General features: G+C 42.6%; 13 protein-coding genes and 1 pseudogene. 8 read left to right on the top strand and 6 right to left on the bottom strand.

The window, feature by feature from the left end; translation table 11 throughout:
• Nucleotides 1-10 precede the first annotated feature (10 nt).
• Entirely contained in the window at nt 11-2,602 is a 2,592-nt protein-coding gene (gene gyrA / locus ANSO36C_RS02820) for a DNA gyrase subunit A (protein ID WP_251958296.1), read from the bottom strand.
• A gap of 458 nt (nt 2,603-3,060) precedes the next feature.
• Here gyrA and ANSO36C_RS02815 point away from each other — a divergent pair, with 458 nt between their 5' ends.
• A complete protein-coding gene (locus ANSO36C_RS02815) occupies nt 3,061-3,273 on the top strand; it encodes a hypothetical protein (RefSeq protein WP_096581555.1) in 213 nt (70 codons plus the stop codon).
• A 24-nt stretch (nt 3,274-3,297) separates the two neighbouring features.
• Here the strand turns inward: ANSO36C_RS02815 and ANSO36C_RS02810 are convergent, their stop codons facing one another.
• Entirely contained in the window at nt 3,298-4,593 is a 1,296-nt protein-coding gene (locus tag ANSO36C_RS02810; RefSeq protein WP_251958295.1) for a chloride channel protein, read from the bottom strand.
• Between the two features lie 213 nt (nt 4,594-4,806).
• On the opposite strand from ANSO36C_RS02810, the gene ANSO36C_RS02805 reads away from it, so the two are divergent.
• From ANSO36C_RS02805 to hisD, 3 genes and pseudogenes are all read left to right on the top strand, one after another.
• Nucleotides 4,807-5,004, top strand: a complete 198-nt coding sequence (locus ANSO36C_RS02805) for a hypothetical protein (RefSeq protein ID WP_118166258.1) — start codon at nt 4,807-4,809, stop codon at nt 5,002-5,004.
• Nucleotides 5,005-5,449: 445 nt separating this feature from the next.
• Entirely contained in the window at nt 5,450-6,307 is an 858-nt protein-coding gene (locus ANSO36C_RS02800; RefSeq protein ID WP_251958294.1) for a sulfurtransferase, read from the top strand.
• Nucleotides 6,308-6,393: 86 nt separating this feature from the next.
• Nucleotides 6,394-7,675: pseudogene (gene hisD / locus ANSO36C_RS02795) on the top strand (histidinol dehydrogenase).
• A gap of 190 nt (nt 7,676-7,865) precedes the next feature.
• Here hisD and ANSO36C_RS02790 read toward each other — a convergent pair.
• The 3 genes from ANSO36C_RS02790 to ANSO36C_RS02780 all read right to left on the bottom strand — a co-directional run bounded on the left by ANSO36C_RS02790 (nt 7,866) and on the right by ANSO36C_RS02780 (nt 10,569).
• Entirely contained in the window at nt 7,866-8,552 is a 687-nt protein-coding gene (locus ANSO36C_RS02790; RefSeq protein WP_251958293.1) for a class I SAM-dependent methyltransferase, read from the bottom strand.
• A gap of 18 nt (nt 8,553-8,570) precedes the next feature.
• Nucleotides 8,571-8,780 carry a hypothetical protein gene (locus ANSO36C_RS33800; RefSeq protein ID WP_267145374.1) on the bottom strand — a complete coding sequence of 70 codons (210 nt, stop codon included), beginning with the start codon at nt 8,778-8,780 and terminating at the stop codon, nt 8,571-8,573.
• Nucleotides 8,781-8,934: 154 nt separating this feature from the next.
• Nucleotides 8,935-10,569: an alpha-D-glucose phosphate-specific phosphoglucomutase gene (locus tag ANSO36C_RS02780; RefSeq protein ID WP_251958292.1), complete on the bottom strand. Its 1,635-nt coding sequence runs from the start codon at nt 10,567-10,569 to the stop codon at nt 8,935-8,937.
• A gap of 810 nt (nt 10,570-11,379) precedes the next feature.
• On the opposite strand from ANSO36C_RS02780, the gene ANSO36C_RS02775 reads away from it, so the two are divergent.
• From ANSO36C_RS02775 to ANSO36C_RS02765, 3 genes are all read left to right on the top strand, one after another.
• Nucleotides 11,380-13,128, top strand: a complete 1,749-nt coding sequence (locus ANSO36C_RS02775) for an endonuclease (RefSeq protein ID WP_251958291.1) — start codon at nt 11,380-11,382, stop codon at nt 13,126-13,128.
• 1,315 nt (nt 13,129-14,443) lie between these two features.
• On the top strand, nt 14,444-15,379 hold the full coding sequence (locus tag ANSO36C_RS02770) for a M23 family metallopeptidase (RefSeq protein ID WP_251958290.1): 936 nt from the start codon (nt 14,444-14,446) through the stop codon (nt 15,377-15,379).
• A gap of 121 nt (nt 15,380-15,500) precedes the next feature.
• The gene (locus ANSO36C_RS02765; protein WP_251958289.1) at nt 15,501-16,040 is read left to right on the top strand and encodes a late competence development ComFB family protein; all 540 of its coding nucleotides are present in this window, start codon (nt 15,501-15,503) and stop codon (nt 16,038-16,040) included.
• Nucleotides 16,041-16,126: 86 nt separating this feature from the next.
• On the opposite strand, the gene ANSO36C_RS02760 is transcribed toward ANSO36C_RS02765, so the two are convergent.
• Nucleotides 16,127-16,783, bottom strand: a complete 657-nt coding sequence (locus ANSO36C_RS02760) for a L,D-transpeptidase (protein ID WP_410174704.1) — start codon at nt 16,781-16,783, stop codon at nt 16,127-16,129.
• 657 nt (nt 16,784-17,440) lie between these two features.
• On the opposite strand from ANSO36C_RS02760, the gene ANSO36C_RS02755 reads away from it, so the two are divergent.
• Entirely contained in the window at nt 17,441-17,593 is a 153-nt protein-coding gene (locus ANSO36C_RS02755) for a hypothetical protein (RefSeq protein WP_251958288.1), read from the top strand.
• Nucleotides 17,594-17,840 lie beyond the last annotated feature (247 nt).

Raw genomic sequence — 17,840 nt, 5'->3', positions numbered from 1 at the left:
CCCCTGCTTTTTACTCTGCTTCTTCTGCATCGACAGCATCAGGTGGAACTATTGCCACTCCAGTAATAGCGTCGTCTTCATCTAAACGCTGCACTCTTACCCCAGTCGCCGATCGCGATTGGATAGAAATCGCATTTACGGCTTGACGGATGATAATACCGCGATTTGTCACCATCATGATTTCATCATCATCATTGTTGACAATGCGTAGGGTTGCCAGCTTGTCTTTAGTTTTGCGGTTTTTGAACTTCGTCGCCATTAAACCCTGACCAGCACGGTTTTGCAGGCGGAACTGGGCAACTGGGACGCGCTTACCATATCCTCCCATTGTAATTACCAACACCCAAGGGCCGACAATACCTGTTACTTCTACTTCTGTGGTTTCTTCCACATTTTCGATATCTTCGGTTTCGATTTCTTCTATTTCTGACTCTTCCGTTCCCGTGTCGAGTGTGTCTAAAATAGCGGCGGGAATAATATCCATCCCTACGAGTTCATCACCCTTTTTGAGTTTCATCGATTTCACACCCCGCGTCGCCCTACCAAGAGGCCGCAGTTGTTCGTGGGTACATCTAAAGTGTATTGCCATCCCCAGACGGGAACCAATGATGATACTGTCTTCAACTCTAGCGCGGCGTACCCACCGCAGTTGATCCCCTTCTTCTAAGGAAATAGCAATTAAACCGTTAGCCCGAATATTACTAAAAGCGGCTAAGGCCGTTTTCTTAATATTGCCACCTTTGGTGAGCATGACTAAATATTCGTCGTCGCTGAATTCGTCAACGGGGACAATGGAGGTGATTTTTTCTTCTTTGGGAATGGGTAGCATTTGGACAATGGGTGTACCTCGACTGGTGCGGGAACCCACGGGAATTTGATAGGCTTTGAGGCAGTAAACTACGCCGCGATCGCTAAAGAATAAAACACTATCGTGATCACAACAAGTTAAGAAATGTTCTACGGTGTCATCGTCTTTGACCTTGGCGGCGGCTTTACCTCTGGTGGCGCGGCTTTGCGCCTCGAAGGTGTTGACGGGCATCCGTTTGATGTAACCTTGCTGTGTTAACAGAATAATTGCTTTTTCGTTGGCAATTAGGTCACGTTCATCGATTTCCCCTTCGGCGTGGGTAATAATTGTGCGTCTGGGTGTGGCAAAGTTAGTTTTTAGTTGCGCGACTTCGGTTTCAATAATTTCTAGCACTCTCTCCCGACGTGCCAAAATATCTTGCAAGTCGGTGATTTTCGCTTGTAATTCATCGTGTTCTAGACGAATTTTATCTGCTTCGAGGGCAGTCAAGCGGCGCAGTTGCATTTGCAAAATTGCGTCGGCTTGCACTTCGGAGAGTCCGTAGTTTGTAATCAATTCACCTTTGGCTGTGGGTGCGTCAGGGGCATGGCGAATTAAGTTAATAATGGTATCTAAATGGGCTAAAGCAATCAATAACCCTTGTAAAAGATGGTCGCGTTCCTCGGCTTTTCGCAGTTCGTAGCGGGTGCGTCTGGCAATGGATTCGATGCGGAAATCTAAGAAGACGGTTAAGAACTGCTTGAGGGTGAGGACTTGGGGTTCGCTATTCACCAACGCCAGCATATTGGCCCCGAAGTTGGCTTGCAGTGGCGTTTGCTTGTAGAGGTTGTTCAGCACGACGCGAGGATAAGCATCACGCTTAAGTTCGATGACAACTCGCATCCCGTCGCGATCGCTTTCATCGCGGATATCTGCAATGCCCTCTAGCCGCTTCTCATTCACCATTTCGGCGATTTTTTCAATCAGCGCCGCTTTATTGGTTTGATAGGGCAATTCGGTGATGATAATTGCTTCTCTATCTGGTCTTCCCCGTTGTTCAACGGTTTCAATGTTAGCGACACCACGCATGGTAATAGAACCGCGCCCAGTAGTGTAAGCTTCTCGAATGGCAGATGTGCCTAAAATTTGCGCCCCAGTTGGAAAATCTGGGCCGTGGACATACTGCATTAATTCGAGATCGGTGATTTCGGGATTATGGATTACAGCCACCAAAGCATCAATCAATTCGCCCAAATTGTGCGGCGGAATGTTGGTAGCCATACCCACGGCAATCCCAGAGGAACCGTTGAGCAATAATTGGGGAATCCGTGCTGGTAATACTGTAGGTTCTTGCTGGGAGCCGTCGAAGTTATCGGCGAAATCTACGGTTTCATACTCGATGTCGTGCAGTAGACCAGCACTAGTTAAAGCTTGTAAACGGCATTCGGTGTAACGCATCGAGGCGGGCATATCGCCGTCGACCGAACCGAAGTTGCCCTGGCCGTCGACCAGCATCAGCCCCATCGAGAACGGCTGCGCCATCCGCACCAGGGCCATATAGACCGAGGCGTCGCCATGAGGGTGGAACCGGCCCAGTACGTCACCGACCACGCGGGCGCATTTCGAATAGCTGCGCTCGGGCGTCATGTTCAGGTCGTGCATCGAATACAGGATGCGACGGTGAACCGGCTTCAGCCCGTCCCGGGCGTCGGGAAGCGCGCGCGAGACGATCACGCTCATGGCGTAGTCGAGGTACGACTGCGACATTTCGGTTCGCAAGTCTATCGGGATAATCCTCTCCTGTGAGGTTGTCATAACCTAAAAATCTCCAAAAATCGTAGGATTTAGCCTTTAAAGTTGGCAAAGCGTAAAATTATTCCAAATTACTCTTGAATAATTGACATATTTTGATACAATTCTAGCACGTATTGTTTTTTTTTGCCCGAAAAACTCACCTAAAGTAACTAGACAAACGCCTCTTTTAGACGCGATAAATAAGATTTAACGAAGATAGTTTGAGTTAAAAAGATTAATTTAGTAAATTTCCCCCAAACTAAAGCTAATTTGCCTAATTACAAGTTATGACTGAGCCTGCATCAGTAATAAGTAGGACATAGCATTTAGTTATGGATTGAGATAGAAACGGTAAGCAAAAAAAGTGGCAATCTAAAGGTAGTTGGATAAAATCTTGGGTTCTTAGTTTATCCGGCTTATCATGGTTAAGTTCGTCAATCAATTGTGATTTTCCCTGTCGTTATTCATCTGAGGCTCTGATGACATTTCAACAATTAGCCATAGGTAGCTATTTCCGTCTGCCTGGTGTAAGTTATGCTTGCGTGTATCGCAAGGCTAGTCATTCTTGTGGCAGCCTAAACGCATTGTTACAGACAATACGCCCAACAACAAAAGTGATTCCGTTGAATGCCGCAGCGATCGCTAAATATTTGGCAGCCAAACAAGAATCCCAAAATCATCTGAAGATGTAAAGAATTGATTGACTGTTTTTTGAGTTAATCAATCGCTTCTTGTTGAGACTTCAGTTGAGATGCAATCAAAGGAACTTTGGGAGCGAGAAAAAATCCAATCAAACTGGCAAAAAGGATTGGTGTCAAGGGACTCAAATTAGTTAGTTTTGAGATTAGCAAAGTCGTACTTATAGGTGTGCGGGTTACGGCTGCGTTGATGGCCGCCATTGTACAAATCATGGCAAGGGCAGGATTAAGCCCAGGAATTAAGACTGCTACTGCTTTACCAATGCAAGCACCAGTGAAAAACAGGGGAATGATGAATCCACCGCGCCATCCACCTGTTACCGTAATGCTAATGGTAGCCATTTTCCCAAGAGCGAGAGTTAAGAGAAAAATAGCACCAAAACTAGTAGTGAGGACTGAATCTAACTCTTCATGTCCAAAATAACGCGTAAGGGGTAATAAAACTGCTAAACTGCCAAGTGCCAATCCTGCTAGTGTTGTGCGTACATAAATGGGGGCAGGAATTCGGGCAAACAAGTAATCGCAGCCCCGAAAAATGGCCATAAAAATCCATCCGGCCACTGCGCCGATAATTCCAAACATAATCGCGATCGCAAAATCATCAATTTTTTCTAGGTGATACTGGGGAAAATGCCAAGTTGGCGCAATTCCTAAATGTGTAATTGCTGCAAATACCAAATAACTAGCACAACTCGAAACAATGGCTGGCATCAAAGCTTCGTAATATTCCACAATATGCTCATGGTGCAAAATTTCCAGTGCGAACATTGCACCGCCAAGAGGTGCGCCAAACAAGGCGGTAAAGCCAGCCGCCATTGCTGCTAAACTTATGGTTCTGAGGTCTTCACCTTGGAGTTTTAAGCGATCGCCAACCCAAGTACCAAAAGAACCTGTTACCTGTACCAGTGGTGCTTCTGGGCCAGCACTACCGCCTGCCGATATGCTGATTAGAGAAGCAAGAACCATTGAGGGATTCTTACGAGCATCTAGGCGTCCGCCACGAAAATGGATATTATCAACAATCACGGCGATTTCACCGGGATTTCCTAAAAAATGAATTACCAGCCCGATAAATAAACCAGCTAGTGGCATCACTATCAGGAGGCTAAAACCTTCAAATTTCTGCAACTGGTGAGTTAAAAATTCTAAAATATTCCAGTACAACGCAGCAAATAGACCACCAGCAATGCCTACAACTACCCAGCAGATCACCCACCGCGAAATCATCAAGGGATTACGTTTTACCAGTCCGAAAAGTTGAGCAAATGTCCGGCGTTGAGTTTGATTGGTAGCGGGGGGCTTTTTTGGTAACACTGCTTATTTCCTATTTGTGATACAGAGAATACAGAATATTTACGTTTTTTATAGTAAAGGCTATTTAATCATCTTTGGTCTACAAGAGGCCATGTCTTTGACGGGCAACGCTTACGCTTTTTTACTTATTGCTGTGTGAAATTAAGTCTCCAGATAGTGTGAAGCTGACTACAAAACAATTTAAGCTTGACGTATAAGTTTGGGGAAATAGTGATGAATAAGGAAACAGTTCCTAGTCAAGCTGAAAAGTCTAGTCCAGAAGGCGATCCATCGCAACTAGATCCAGAGGTACTGGACAAAATTAAACACCCTGCAAGAATAGACGATGTTATTCGGGAGCAATCACCAGAAGAACGTAAAAGTAACCCAGCTTTAGTACCAGAAATGATCGATGATCCAACTGATGATTGATTGGGTTTGCAAAAGAGTAATCGAAATGCTCTGATTCCCGACTTCTCTAATAGTCGGGAATCTTGTTAGTCTTGTTAGTAATTTGTCGCTACCCAAAATTATGCAGCTCTTCCTGATGTACTTCTGGCATGTTGATGTTTAATGAGTAGTCAGACAGAAAAAATTACACAATGACTGTAAATATTTTTGTCCGATTACTTAGCACAATTTAATGTAGAGACGTTGCATTGCAACGTCTCCACAAGGGTTTCAGGTAACGCATAATTAATTTCTGGAGATATCTATTGGTGAGACGATAAACACGAGCGAAAGACAGAGTGCATTGTATTAGCCATAAAAGTTATCTTGTAACATTCAACATCCATTGTTTTGTGATTTGGATTCCCAAACAAAAATTTACCAAGCACGATAATGGCTAATGGGACGATAACATCAGCATGAAAGCGTGAATACAAAACTCCTCATTTCTCCTCAACAACTCACGTCTCTATTAGCGCAAAAGTCATCAAAAACTGTCATTGTCGATACGCGAAGTCCAGAAGATTATGCTATTTCTCATATTCCTCAATCCATAAATATTAGAGATTTCTTCACCTATCTTTTAGATAATTCTTACCCAGCAGGATTAAAGAAATTGCAAGAGTATTTTGCAGAAATTCTGAGCAGGGTAGGAATATCTGGTACAGAATGGTTAATTGTTTATGAAGATACTTTAAATAAAGGTTATGGCCAATCTTGTCGGGCAGCTTTCTTACTGAAATATTTGGGTTGCGCTCAGGTATCTATCTTACACGGAGGATATAAAGCATGGCTCAGGGCGGGATTACCTACTACCGATGAAGTACCATTGTATGAAAGCAGCATATTTAGATTGCATCCCAACGCTGATATGATGGTGACTACCGCCGAGATGTTGCAAGCAATCGACAATCCAGCAATTATTAAATTAGATGTGCGCGATCGCCAAGAATGGCTTGGGTTGAGTTCTTCTCCCTACACCGTTGATTTTTGTCCTCGCAAAGGCAGAATCCCTAACGCTGTATGGCTAGAATGGCATCGTCTGATGACATCTGATTCGGATATTCCCACGTTTCGTTCGCCAGATGAAATCCGAGAAATTTGTCACTCAGTAGGTATTACTTCTGAGTCCATTGTGTATATTTACTGTTTTAAAGGTTCCAGGGCTGCCAATACATTGATAGCACTAGAAGAGGCAGGAATTTCTGGCAGAAATTATTTTGGCTCTTGGAATGAATGGTCTTGCGACTTTTCATTACCGATTGATAGCAGAGTCATGCAATGAGCGTGTAAGCCTACGGATAATTAGCGTATATAGCAGTTCTCAACGTTAAACTAATTATTGACCTCACTGCTTTTAAGATACTGTCCATGCAGCTACTTCAAACTACCGACAAAGATTTTTCTGTCAAATTCAAAACCCTTGTAAGCGATCGCCGGGAAGTTACAGTTGATGTTAGCGGGACAGTACGCGAGATTCTAGCTGATGTCAAAGTGCGTGGTGATGCCGCAGTTAAGGACTATACTAGCCGCTTTGATCGCAACAATCTTCAGTCTTTGCATCTAAGCGAAACCTTTATTGCCGAACACGCAACGCAATGTCCTGCCGATGTCTTGGCGGCGCTGGAATTTGCTGCTGAAAGGATTGTGGCTTTCCATGAAAAACAACTACCGCCAGATATTGGCTACACCGATACAGTCGGCGTAAAACTGGGATTGAATTGGGTAGCGTTGTCGCAAGTGGGAATTTATGTACCAGGAGGACGGGCTAGCTATCCGAGTTCTTTGTTGATGAATGCCTTACCAGCCAAAATTGCTGGTGTTGAAAGAATTGTCATGACAGTACCGATGCCTGGCGGTGAGATTAATCCCGCCGTATTGGCTGCTGCTCAAGTTGCTGGTGTTACAGAAATATATGGCATTGGTGGGGCGCAAGCGATCGCAGCATTAGCTTATGGTACAGAAAGCATTGCCCCGGTAGATAAAATTGTTGGCCCTGGTAATGCTTATGTTGCTGAAGCCAAGCGTCAAGTCTTTGGCACTGTTGGCATTGATAGCATCGCTGGCCCTTCAGAAATTTTAGTGGTAGCTGACGGACAGAACAACCCAGATTGGATTGCCTGGGATTTACTATCGCAAGCAGAACACGATCCTAGTGCCCAGTCAATCTTAATTACTGATTCAGAAATTTTCGCGCAACAAGTAATAAAGGCTGTTGAGAAAATTCTTGCCGATCTACCCACCACAAAAGTTGCCAGTGCTAGTTGGCAAAAATTATGCAGCCGTCATTCTGGTCAGCGATTTAGCCGAGAGTATACCACTGCTTAATCAACTAGCTCCAGAACATGTGGAATTATGTGTAGACAACCCACAACTGCTTGCCAATCAAATTAAGTGTGCCGGGAGCGTGTTTTTAGGACGTTATACTCCAGAAGCGATTGGCGATTATTTAGGAGGCCCCAACCATGTACTGCCAACTGCCCGTTCTGCCCGCTTTGCCTCTGGTTTGAGTGTCTACGACTTTCTCAAACGAATTACTTATTTAGAATGTGATAAACAAGCATTACAGACAATAGGCAAAGCAGCTATCACCTTAGCAGAGGCAGAAGGTTTGCCAGCCCATGCAGGTAGTGTATCTGTACGCTTGCAATAAAAAGCTAAGATAATTTGTGAAATTGTGCAGATTCTAAAACGCTTGCAAGACCGTCTCCAAAGTTTAGAAAAACTCATCGAACAACGTAATCAACACCGAAAGGAATGTTACCTTGGCTTTCTACCCTCCCGTATGGCTAACAGTACAAGTGGATAACTTGCCGATGCTCCACTGCGATTAAACGAACTTTTTAAGGTTGAATTGGTCGATACCCACCAAATACTGCAAAGCTAAAATTTTTGTACCAGCAGTCTACATTTTGAAAACCTGCGGCTTCTAACCAACTAAGTTGAACATCAAGGGGTGTCATGCAATCGTATTCCATACGTTTTTGTGCGCTCTTGAGATCCTCCGGTGAAACACCCAAAGCAAGTACAGAATTCAGCCAGTGTTGACGATAGAGTTTTTCTAAATCGGTAGTTTTGCCTAACACCTGATCAGCGTTAACAAACATCCCTCCTGGATTGAGAATATTATAAATTTTTTGATATAGAAGTTTCTTATTACAATCAGGCAAATGGTGAATGGATAAGGCTGATATCACAAGGTCATAGGAATCACACAAATCAACTTCTACATAGTTACCAATTAAAAGATGGGGAAATTTCCCCATCTTTCTAAATCTAAACTCAGCTTTCTCTAGCATTTCAAAAGCTAAATCCAGTAAGGTGAATTCTGCATTAGGAAAGACTGATTGAACCATACCTGAGTAAAGTCCAGTACCAGCGCCCAAATCTAAAACCTTCAGGGATGCCTGGCGATTACTTGGGATAATTTCAACTGCTGTTTTATAAAACTCATCAAAACAGGGTATTAAAATGCGACGCAAATTATCATAATCTGCGGCAGCGTTATTAAAAGCTTCTTGAATGTTCATTGTTTTAATAATCCTTACTTAGAGAGTGATTTTTCTCAAGGAAAGCAAATACTTGCCGAAATTGACGCTCGTAGAGCATCGAATGCCTGCTTGGAGATTTCTTTGCCAGCGAAAAGGAAATAAACCAAAGTAGCACAGCGATCGCTGTGCTACTTTGAGAGCATCACGAAACATCTGTCCGATGGCAGTAACTTCCAGCGCACTAGAACGAACGATCGCCAGGGTCAATATGTCTTAATCTACGTAGGTTCATTTTTGTCTAATATCTAGGCTTCACCAACTAATGGCAATGGTAAGCAAGTTCGTAGTAAGCACAAAGCGTTGTTATTTTCTAATCACTAAAATGCTTACTACAAACCTCAAAACTAGCGGGAGCAAAGTATTAGGTGATCACAGTTGGCTGTTCCCGTCCTGTCAGTTCGCGGATTTGGGCTATCTCCTGGGCAATAGTGATTAAAGAAGCAAGTGCTTCCTGTGGTTCAAGGTCATGTTTGGCGGGATCTTGCTCGTAGCTTTCTAGATAAACTCTCAGAGTCGCCCCTTGAGTACCCGTACCAGAAAGTCTTACCACAATGCGGGAGCCATCGGTAAAGCCAATGCGAACACCCTGTTTCTCGCTAATGCTGCCATCAACAGGGTCGGTATAACTAAAGTCATCGCTGTATTCAACTTCATAGTTACCGAATTGCTTACCTTTAAGGGTTGGCAATAAGGAACGCAGTCTTTCTATTAAAGTATTGGCTGGCCCTGTTTCTATTTCTTCATAGTCATGGCGGGAGTAATAATTGCGCCCATAGGTTTGCCAGTGTTCCCGTACAATCTGCTCAACAGATTGTTGCCGGACTGCTATGATATTCAGCCAGAACAGAACAGCCCATAGCCCGTCTTTTTCGCGGATATGGTTAGAGCCTGTTCCAAAACTTTCTTCACCGCAAAGAGTAGCTTTACCCGCGTCTAAGAGATTGCCGAAAAACTTCCAGCCAGTAGGTGTTTCATAGCATTCAATCCCAATCTGAGCAGCAACTCGATCTACTGCTTGGCTAGTAGGCATTGATCGCGCTACCCCGGCTAAACCCTCACTATAACCAGGAACTAGCTTGGCATTTGCGGCTAACACTGCGAGGCTATCGCTAGGGGTGACAAAGAACTTATGCCCTAAGATCATATTGCGATCGCCATCTCCATCAAAAGCTGCCCCAAAATCTGGCGCATCGTCTCCGTACAAAATATCCACCAACTCATGGGCATAAACCAGATTTGGGTCAGGGTGTCCGCCCCCAAAGTCTTCTAAGGGTGTACCATTTTGCACAGTTCCCACTGGTGCGCCCAAACGTTGCTCAAAAATGGCATGAGCATAAGGCCCAGCCACCGCGTGTAAGGCATCAATACTGAACCGAAAATTTCCTTTTGCTAACAGTTGCTGAATCCGTTCAAAATCAAACAGGGACTCCATTAACTCTTCATAATCCTGTACGGAGTCAATCACCTCAACTACCGTCTCTCCCAAATGTGACTCACTTAAAGTTTCTAAATCTACGTCTGGTGCTTCCAGAATTTGGTAGTTATCAATCACTTTACTGCGATCGTAGATCGCCTCTGTCACCTTTTCCGGCGCTGGGCCACCGTTGCTAATGTTATATTTCACACCAAAGTCACCATTTGGGCCGCCCGGATTATGGCTAGCAGACAAGATGATGCCACCAATAGCCTGATACTTGCGAATAATCGCAGAAGTCGCAGGAGTAGACAAAATCCCCTGTTGACCGACTTTAATTCGCTCAATGCCATTGGCCGCAGCCATTTTCAAAATGATTTGAATAGCTTGGCGATTGTAATAACGACCATCACCACCTAAGACTAAGGTTTGTCCTCGCAAGTCCCCCACGGAATCGAAGGTGGATTGGATAAAATTTTCCAGGTAGTGGGGCTGCTGAAAAACTCTAACTGCTTTCCGTAGCCCAGAAGTACCAGGCTTTTGGTCGTTTAAGGGAGTCGTAGAGACTTTATGGATATTCATAGATAATGTTTAACAAAGCATTTTTCTTTTACAGCTTTGCATAAGTTCGTGACAAAAAAATTCCCACTAAAGAGGAATGGTCAATCTTTAACACACTATAGCGGTTCTCACTTGAGTGGAATGCAGTGTGGAAGGATGGAGTATATCAAGAACTATGTGCATCGATATGAAAGCTTACTCCACCGATCTACGCCAAAAAGTCATTGATGCCCACAAAAATGAAGATAGTATATTTTATCAATCCTTAACCTTGAGTTAATTAAATTTTGTATTCTTAAATAATTACTAAATATTATTTTTTATTTATACTTATATCTTGCTGAAAATTGCACTTATTTATTATAGCCCTGCAAGCGAAGCTCGTACCTCGCTAATACTGCGCTAACAGCAGTCGCAATTTAATATTGAAAATTTAATAACAAGTTGATAAATATCAAATAACTGCTGTATTATTGCTATGACATCTTTTGGCAAATCTCAGTACACTTCATCATCAAAAAGCAAACTGGCACTCAATACTTAATTGTGAGTTAAACAAATAGATTGTTTTTCTTAGCTAATGACTTGAGAAAAATTCAGAGGTTGTGTAAAAAATGGCTGGCTGTAATTTTAGGTAATTATTTATCCCGCCTATCCTCCCTTTTGAAAGTGGAACTAGAATTAAATTCCTCAATAAGTTAGGGGTATTTAGAATGTTTTGCTACCCATAAGGGAACTTTGAAAACATCCTCTAGATTTATTTGTTTCTCATATCTTTGGGATAATGCTCCAACTGAATTTAGTCTCTATTTACAATTAAGGACAATGTTCATGAGTTCTATCCGAAAAGTCTTACAGACACTATGCCTTATTGTTTTTCTTGCATTCTGCCTTCCTTCAGGAATCGCTCATGGTGTACAAGTTACATCTTTGGTAGGAAGTCCTACGCAACTAACGGTTGCTACTTTTAATGTCGAAAATCTTGATCCTAAAAAGGAAAGCGTCTCTAAGGTTGATGGTAATACGCGCAGAAACGTCGATGATGATGTGACAAGCGGTAAGTTTACAGCTTTGGCAAACCAGATTGTTAATAATCTTGAAGCACCAGATATTATTGCTTTGCAAGAAGTACAAGACAATGATGGGGCTGAGTTGAGTTCAGTAGTTGATGCTGTTCTGACTGCTGACACTCTAATCGATTCTATTCAATCTGTAGGAGGCCCAGCTTATGAATATCAAGAAATTCCGCCTCAAAACGGACTTGATGGAGGCCAACCAGGTGGCAATATCCGCGTAGGCTTTTTGTTCAATCCTCAACGAGTTAAACTACAGAACCTTGAACGCTTTGCAAACGATCCAGCTTTTTTAGAAAGTCGCAAACCTTTAGTGGGTGAATTTACTTTCAACGATATTCCCATTACCCTGATAAACAATCACTTTGCTTCTAAAAGCGGCGGAGCGGCTTCTAACCCAAAACGGATAAAACAGGCAACAATTGTTAACGAATTTGTTGTAAATCGCTTAACTACTGACCCAAATGCAAATATTGTCGTTCTTGGCGATCTGAACGATACTCCAGATTCCCAAGCGATAAAAACCCTTGAAGGAAATAAGCTGGAAAATTTGGTAAACAAAATTCCTCAAGATGACCGCTTTTCTTTTATCTTTCGAGGAAGTAAAGAACAAATTGACCAGATCCTCGTTACCGCAAATTTGTTTAACAAAGCAAATCCTGAGATAAATGCTGTTCACGTTAACGCAGGGTTTTCTAGGTCAGCCAGCGATCACGATCCTATGATTGCTCGGTTTACTCTATCAGCTGTTGGTGAGACTACTCCTATTCCATCAATCCCAGATACCACTTCTGAACCACCGATTACATCAAGCACAATTCTTTCTGGTGTTACAGGAGACGATTTACTGAAAAAACTAGATAGCGTTTACTCTCCTCGTATTAGCCTGGGATATGGTAGCGCTCGTGATTTGCTCTACACCAAAATAGATAACCAAGGCGGTATAGTAACAGACATCTACGCTGGTTACAGTGTTCCGATCAACCCAAATTCAGATAAACCCAGAGAAGAAGCTGCACAACGCAGAATCAATGCAGAACACGTTTGGCCGCAGAGTATGGGAGCTGAAGGCCCAGCAAAAAGCGATTTGCATAACCTCTTTGCTTCACGCGTGGAAGTTAACAGCGATCGCGCAAACTTTCCATTTGCAGATATTCCTGATAATCAAACTACGTCTTGGTATCTTGACGATGATGAACTAAGTTTCAAACCGAGTCCGCAGGATATTGACAAATACAGCGAATCCAAACGGGGATTCTTTGAACCACGGGAGGCAAAGAAAGGAGACGTTGCTCGAGTAATTTTCTATTTCCGCACAGTCTACCCAGAACTGGCAAATGCAAGCTTCTTTGAAGCACAAAAGGATACTCTTTGTAAGTGGCAAGCAGACGATCCAATTGATGCTGGTGAAGTAGCACGCAGTCAGGCGATCGCTAAAACACCCCAAAGTAATGAAAATCCCTTTGTGTTAGATCCTAGTCTGCCACAACGAACCTACTGCAAGTAATATACTCCTACACTGTATTCTTCTCTAAGAGACGCTCGACGAATGATTACAGTGTAGGTTGCTAGAGTCGGGGATTACTCCCGGATTTCTCACCACACCTCTTAAAGCCTGTGCAAGTGCCGGGGAGAAGTAATAAGTAAGAAGTAAGAAGTTTTTACTCATTACTCATTACTTCTCTTCTGCTCCATCAAACGCCTTGAGCTTGTGAGAAATGCGGGTACTTACGACGTTGTTGCATGAATAGGGAAAATGGTAAATTTTACTTATCGCCTATATTCTCTTGCCGCCTAGCCCAAAGATGAAGACGAAAGCCCAGTATAAAGTTCGGAATTGGAACGCAAATGAAGCAGCACTAAAGCAACGAGGCAGTATCACCTTCTGGGTAAATGAAGAGATAATCGAGTAGTGGCGCAACCAGCAGAAAACTGGGAGAAAGGGAGCATCGAATTATTACTCTGATACGGCGATCCTTGATAGCCATTTCATAATAATCTACGGTTTGTAGGCGATCGCTAATTAACTTGTTCAGCCAAAATTAAATTGTGAACAATTAATAAGCCTGCTGCTCCCTGCTCATACTGCTCAAATTTTTGGCTATGTATGTCTGATTTTATTCTTGCTTGACTTTTTTGTTTCAGTAATTACCGCTTGTGACACTTCAAAGTGCGGAATCTGGGTTAGAAGGTTATTTAGTAACTATTACGTAATTGCAACACCATCAATCGGGGTTAGGTGGTTTAGCTTCCGATATGAGGATAGGCAAAACTAAAATCTTGACAATTGTAAGAAAAGATAATCCCCGACTCAGCTTTTTGAGGGTATTAAGTAAATCTGCTCAAGCATCTCAGCGTAGGCGTAGCCTGCAAACATCAATGCACTTCACAGATTAATTTATCCTTGCCGACTTTTTTACCTAGTTTAAGTAATTTCCCTATACCGATTTTAACTTAACAGTGTAATATTAGTGTCCAGTTGATTCCCATATTTTATTTAAGTATTATTATGTAATTACTGTAACCACAATGAGTTTCCTTTGTTGCTTAACAAGTGACACTTATAGCAAGCCATAAGAGAGTTTTTGCCATCAATCTAGTTAAATTTTATGCTCATTGTCAATTTCACCACACCTTAGTTATTAGAGCTTAAGCCAATTCACTACAAATTAGAAATAAAGTGATTTACCCTTGCAATCCATAAATACCTGGAGAATTTCCTAAAATTTATGGTTATCAACAACATTGGCTTCAAACAGGAAACACTAGCGATAATAAGCTAGTCTATTTTCCAACACAAGCAAGGGATCTTTTGTAGTTCTATGATTATTGAGAATAGCGCTAGTAGTTCAAACAAAAAGTTGCTCGGTTTTGATGTCAAAAATTTGACAGTCAATCGCTTTGCAATGAATGTGTTCAAGGGAATATTTGCTGTTCTACCCATCACCTTGGCACTACCCGTAGATGCCCTACAAGTAAAGGTGACTCCAATTAATCCGAAATTAGGGGATACACTCTCGGTGGAGATTAATCTAGATAATCCAGACAATAGTACAAATCCGACAGTAGCTAGTGGTAAAAATACATATCCAGCCTTTGAAATTGCACCCAATCAATATCGGGCTTTTATTCCCACAACTCCATTAGAAAAAGCTGGAACTAGAACAGTTCGGGTTGTAGGAGATGGTCAAGTACAAAACTTGGCAGTGAATGTGCTTAATCGCAAATTCCCCGTACAACGCATTACTTTACCACCTGGCAAAGCCGGAGTGAATGCCACAGAATATGAACTGAAGCGCGTGGCAGCTTTTAAGACACTACAAACACCAGAAAAGTATTGGAATGGGGTATTCTTGAAGCCAAATGCAGGGCGGATGACTACAACCTATGGTGTTCGTCGCTACTATAATGGTACATTTGCAAAGGAATACTATCATCGTGGTCTTGACTACGCTGGTGCTGCCGGTTCACCAGTGATTGCCCCAGCTGCTGGGCGAGTTGCTTTGGTAGGTAGGGTATCCCAAGGGTTTCGGGTACATGGTAACGTAGTTGGCATTGACCACGGTCAAGGAGTAACCAGTATTTTCATGCACCTGAGTCGTATTAACGTTAAAGAAGGTGATTTTGTGAAAGCTGGTCAACGAATTGGTGCAGTGGGTTCAACGGGCGCTTCTACGGGGCCGCACTTACACTGGGGTTTATATGTCAACGGACAATCTGTTGATCCAACACCTTGGCGAACTAAGGCTGTTAACTAGTAGAGGCGGATTGGTCGCGTCTTTGCATAATTTGTGTTTTTTTTTGCTGATAATTGGGCAAGATAAATTGGATTGATACCGTCCCTACCAAGCTTTGCTAACATAAATGATGATAAGCGTTATGAGCATCGAAAAAATTGTAGAACAAGCTCTCCAGGATGGTTATTTAACACCAGCAATGGAAGCAGAAGTCGGTAGAATCTGTGATAACGCCTCGGAACTCTCAATTGAAGAGTATATGGCGCTGGATCGGTTGATGGGTGCGCTATTGACTGGTGAGGTAGTGGCGGTACCTCGCAAACAATTCATTAACGTTATGGAAGAATTGGTACTTACGGAAGCGATCGCCCGAGTCGCAGAAATTGAAGCCACCAGCGAAAGTTCTCTAGATGTTGGGGATATTGCTGCTTACGCTCTCAATCGCCTACCACCTTTGTATGCGACTACAGAAGAAGGTGCTAGCTTCCAACGCCAAAACGCTCAGGCACAATTGCAAGACTTAATTTCTCAGCAAGTAAGTGAAGCGATTAACCGTTACCTAGATCGACCCAATTTCTTTCCAGAACGGCAAGCCTTGGGTAAAAACACTGGTAATGAGGTTGTACGCCAAGTTAGTGCTTTACTCCAGGCATACGCACCTAACTTTGAGCAAAAATTATAATGTTAAGAGTCATTAGTCATTGGTCATTGGTCATTTGCAAAGAATAACTGACAAGGGACAAATGACAAATGACAAAGGACTCTTAATTAATCACGTACTAACACTGTTGTTCCTAAACTTACTTGTTCATACAACAATCGCACATCAGAATTACGCATTCTTAAGCAGCCGTGGGATACAGCAGTTCCCACTAGGTCAATCTCTGGCGTGCCATGAAAGCCAATTTCATTCCGTCCATCTGACCAAAAACCAATCCATCTATCTCCTAAGGGACTATCAGTACCAGCTTCAAAAACTTTGCCCGTAATTGGGTGACGCCAGATTGGATAGTGTCGCATGTGGATCACCTGGAAAGAACCTGTAGGTGTTTCCCAACCTTTCTTACCGATAGCAATTGGGTAGCTGGCTATCACCTCGTCTCCTGCATATACATAAGTGCGGCGATCGCTTAAATCAACTACAACTTGCGTCTTGGCATCTGCCAGCCGATTAGATGCTACTTGTTGGGCTGAAGCCTTAGACCATAAAGCTTTTGGCCAACTATCCGCAATTGGATTTTGTCTTTCTACTTGTGCTACCAGCCGTGTCTGAGTTGGTAGATCGGTTACTTTAGCTACATTTTTCTTAATAGTTTGGGGCTGAGTTTGCGGCTTAATAGTAGAAGGCTTAAGTGTAGAAACCCTAGGAATAGTTGCTTTGGCTACATTCTTCTTAATTATTTTTGACTTTGTTTGAGACTTAATAGTAGAAAACTTGAGTGTAGAAGTCCTACGAGTATTTGCTTTGGCTACATTCTTCTTAATTATTTTTGACTTCTTGATAGCAGAGGACTTTGGTGTAGACGTCCTCTGGGCAGTTGAGCCTTGGTCAACTTCATCAGGTGGCACAGATGCACCCAGTGCAATTTCCCCTAAACTCACTTGGGAAAGATTTTTGTAGACTCCCTCTGGGCGGCTTCCCTTTGGATTGGTTAGGGTAGAATCTCGCCGCATTGAAGTAGATACAGGCTTCTCAGACTGCCGTTCCGCCGTAGTAATGCGCCAATGGACAGCTAAAGATAAAAATGCTGTGCCGAAACAAAGCAACATTACCATACGCCCTACAGATTCGTTTCTTACCATTACCATCGCCTATTGTTTATCCCTGACATATCCAGCCGAGTAATTGGATGAGTTCATCATTCGATTACCAAAAATTTATCAATACTTATCATTTCTGATATAAATCTGCCAACACCTCTGGGCAAACTAAGACTATGCAAATTGTCCCAGTGGCAAAACTTTATGTGAGCAACCTTATTCTTCAAAGGTTCTGGGCATCGTAAGTCAATACTGAGACTTTCTGATAAAGCTTTTGAAATGTAGGAATCAATCATTAATGGTGTAGGTGGAAGAAAAACCATGTTTGAAAAACTATTGCTAGCAGTCACAATTACATTTTCCCTCAATTTCTTTTTTCAAGTTCGCATCCCAGAGCAACATAACTCTGGTGCTGCTTACGGGCCACAGCCAGAACAATCAGCAACTATTCTGGTCACAAAAGCAAAAAAATAAATCATCATCTTAACAACTACAGCCACCCAACTTCCAGAAATTATTACCTGAATTTAAAAAGTCTCAAGAAGTTAGAATTACAAAATTTTATCTTCATCCTTATAACTAGATTTAATTATTTTTATCAAGCGTATATACCCAGTTGCTAAAAATGCTAAAATGTGCATATTACTGCGCCTTTGTTCGTTGAAGGGTCTTGGGCAACTATGCGAGCAGTATAAGGAAAAAGTGGCTCTCCTTATTGCTA

The sequence above is a fragment of the Nostoc cf. commune SO-36 genome (assembly GCF_023734775.1).
GTDB classification, from domain to species: Bacteria; Cyanobacteriota; Cyanobacteriia; order Cyanobacteriales; family Nostocaceae; genus Nostoc; species Nostoc commune_A.
The sequence above is the reverse complement of the archived record's forward strand: the minus strand, read 5'-3'. Positions and strand labels throughout refer to the sequence as shown.

Excerpts from the sequence above, each read along its gene's own strand:
- gyrA (WP_251958296.1), bottom strand. The coding sequence starts at position 2,602 with ATGACAACCTCACAGGAGAGGATTATCCCGATAGACTTGCGAACCGAA.
- ANSO36C_RS02815 (WP_096581555.1), top strand. The coding sequence starts at position 3,061 with ATGACATTTCAACAATTAGCCATAGGTAGCTATTTCCGTCTGCCTGGT.
- ANSO36C_RS02805 (WP_118166258.1), top strand. The coding sequence starts at position 4,807 with ATGAATAAGGAAACAGTTCCTAGTCAAGCTGAAAAGTCTAGTCCAGAA.
- ANSO36C_RS02790 (WP_251958293.1), bottom strand. The coding sequence starts at position 8,552 with ATGAACATTCAAGAAGCTTTTAATAACGCTGCCGCAGATTATGATAAT.
- ANSO36C_RS02780 (WP_251958292.1), bottom strand. The coding sequence starts at position 10,569 with ATGAATATCCATAAAGTCTCTACGACTCCCTTAAACGACCAAAAGCCT.
- ANSO36C_RS02775 (WP_251958291.1), top strand. The coding sequence starts at position 11,380 with ATGAGTTCTATCCGAAAAGTCTTACAGACACTATGCCTTATTGTTTTT.
- ANSO36C_RS02770 (WP_251958290.1), top strand. The coding sequence starts at position 14,444 with ATGATTATTGAGAATAGCGCTAGTAGTTCAAACAAAAAGTTGCTCGGT.
- ANSO36C_RS02765 (WP_251958289.1), top strand. The coding sequence starts at position 15,501 with ATGAGCATCGAAAAAATTGTAGAACAAGCTCTCCAGGATGGTTATTTA.
- ANSO36C_RS02755 (WP_251958288.1), top strand. The coding sequence starts at position 17,441 with ATGTTTGAAAAACTATTGCTAGCAGTCACAATTACATTTTCCCTCAAT.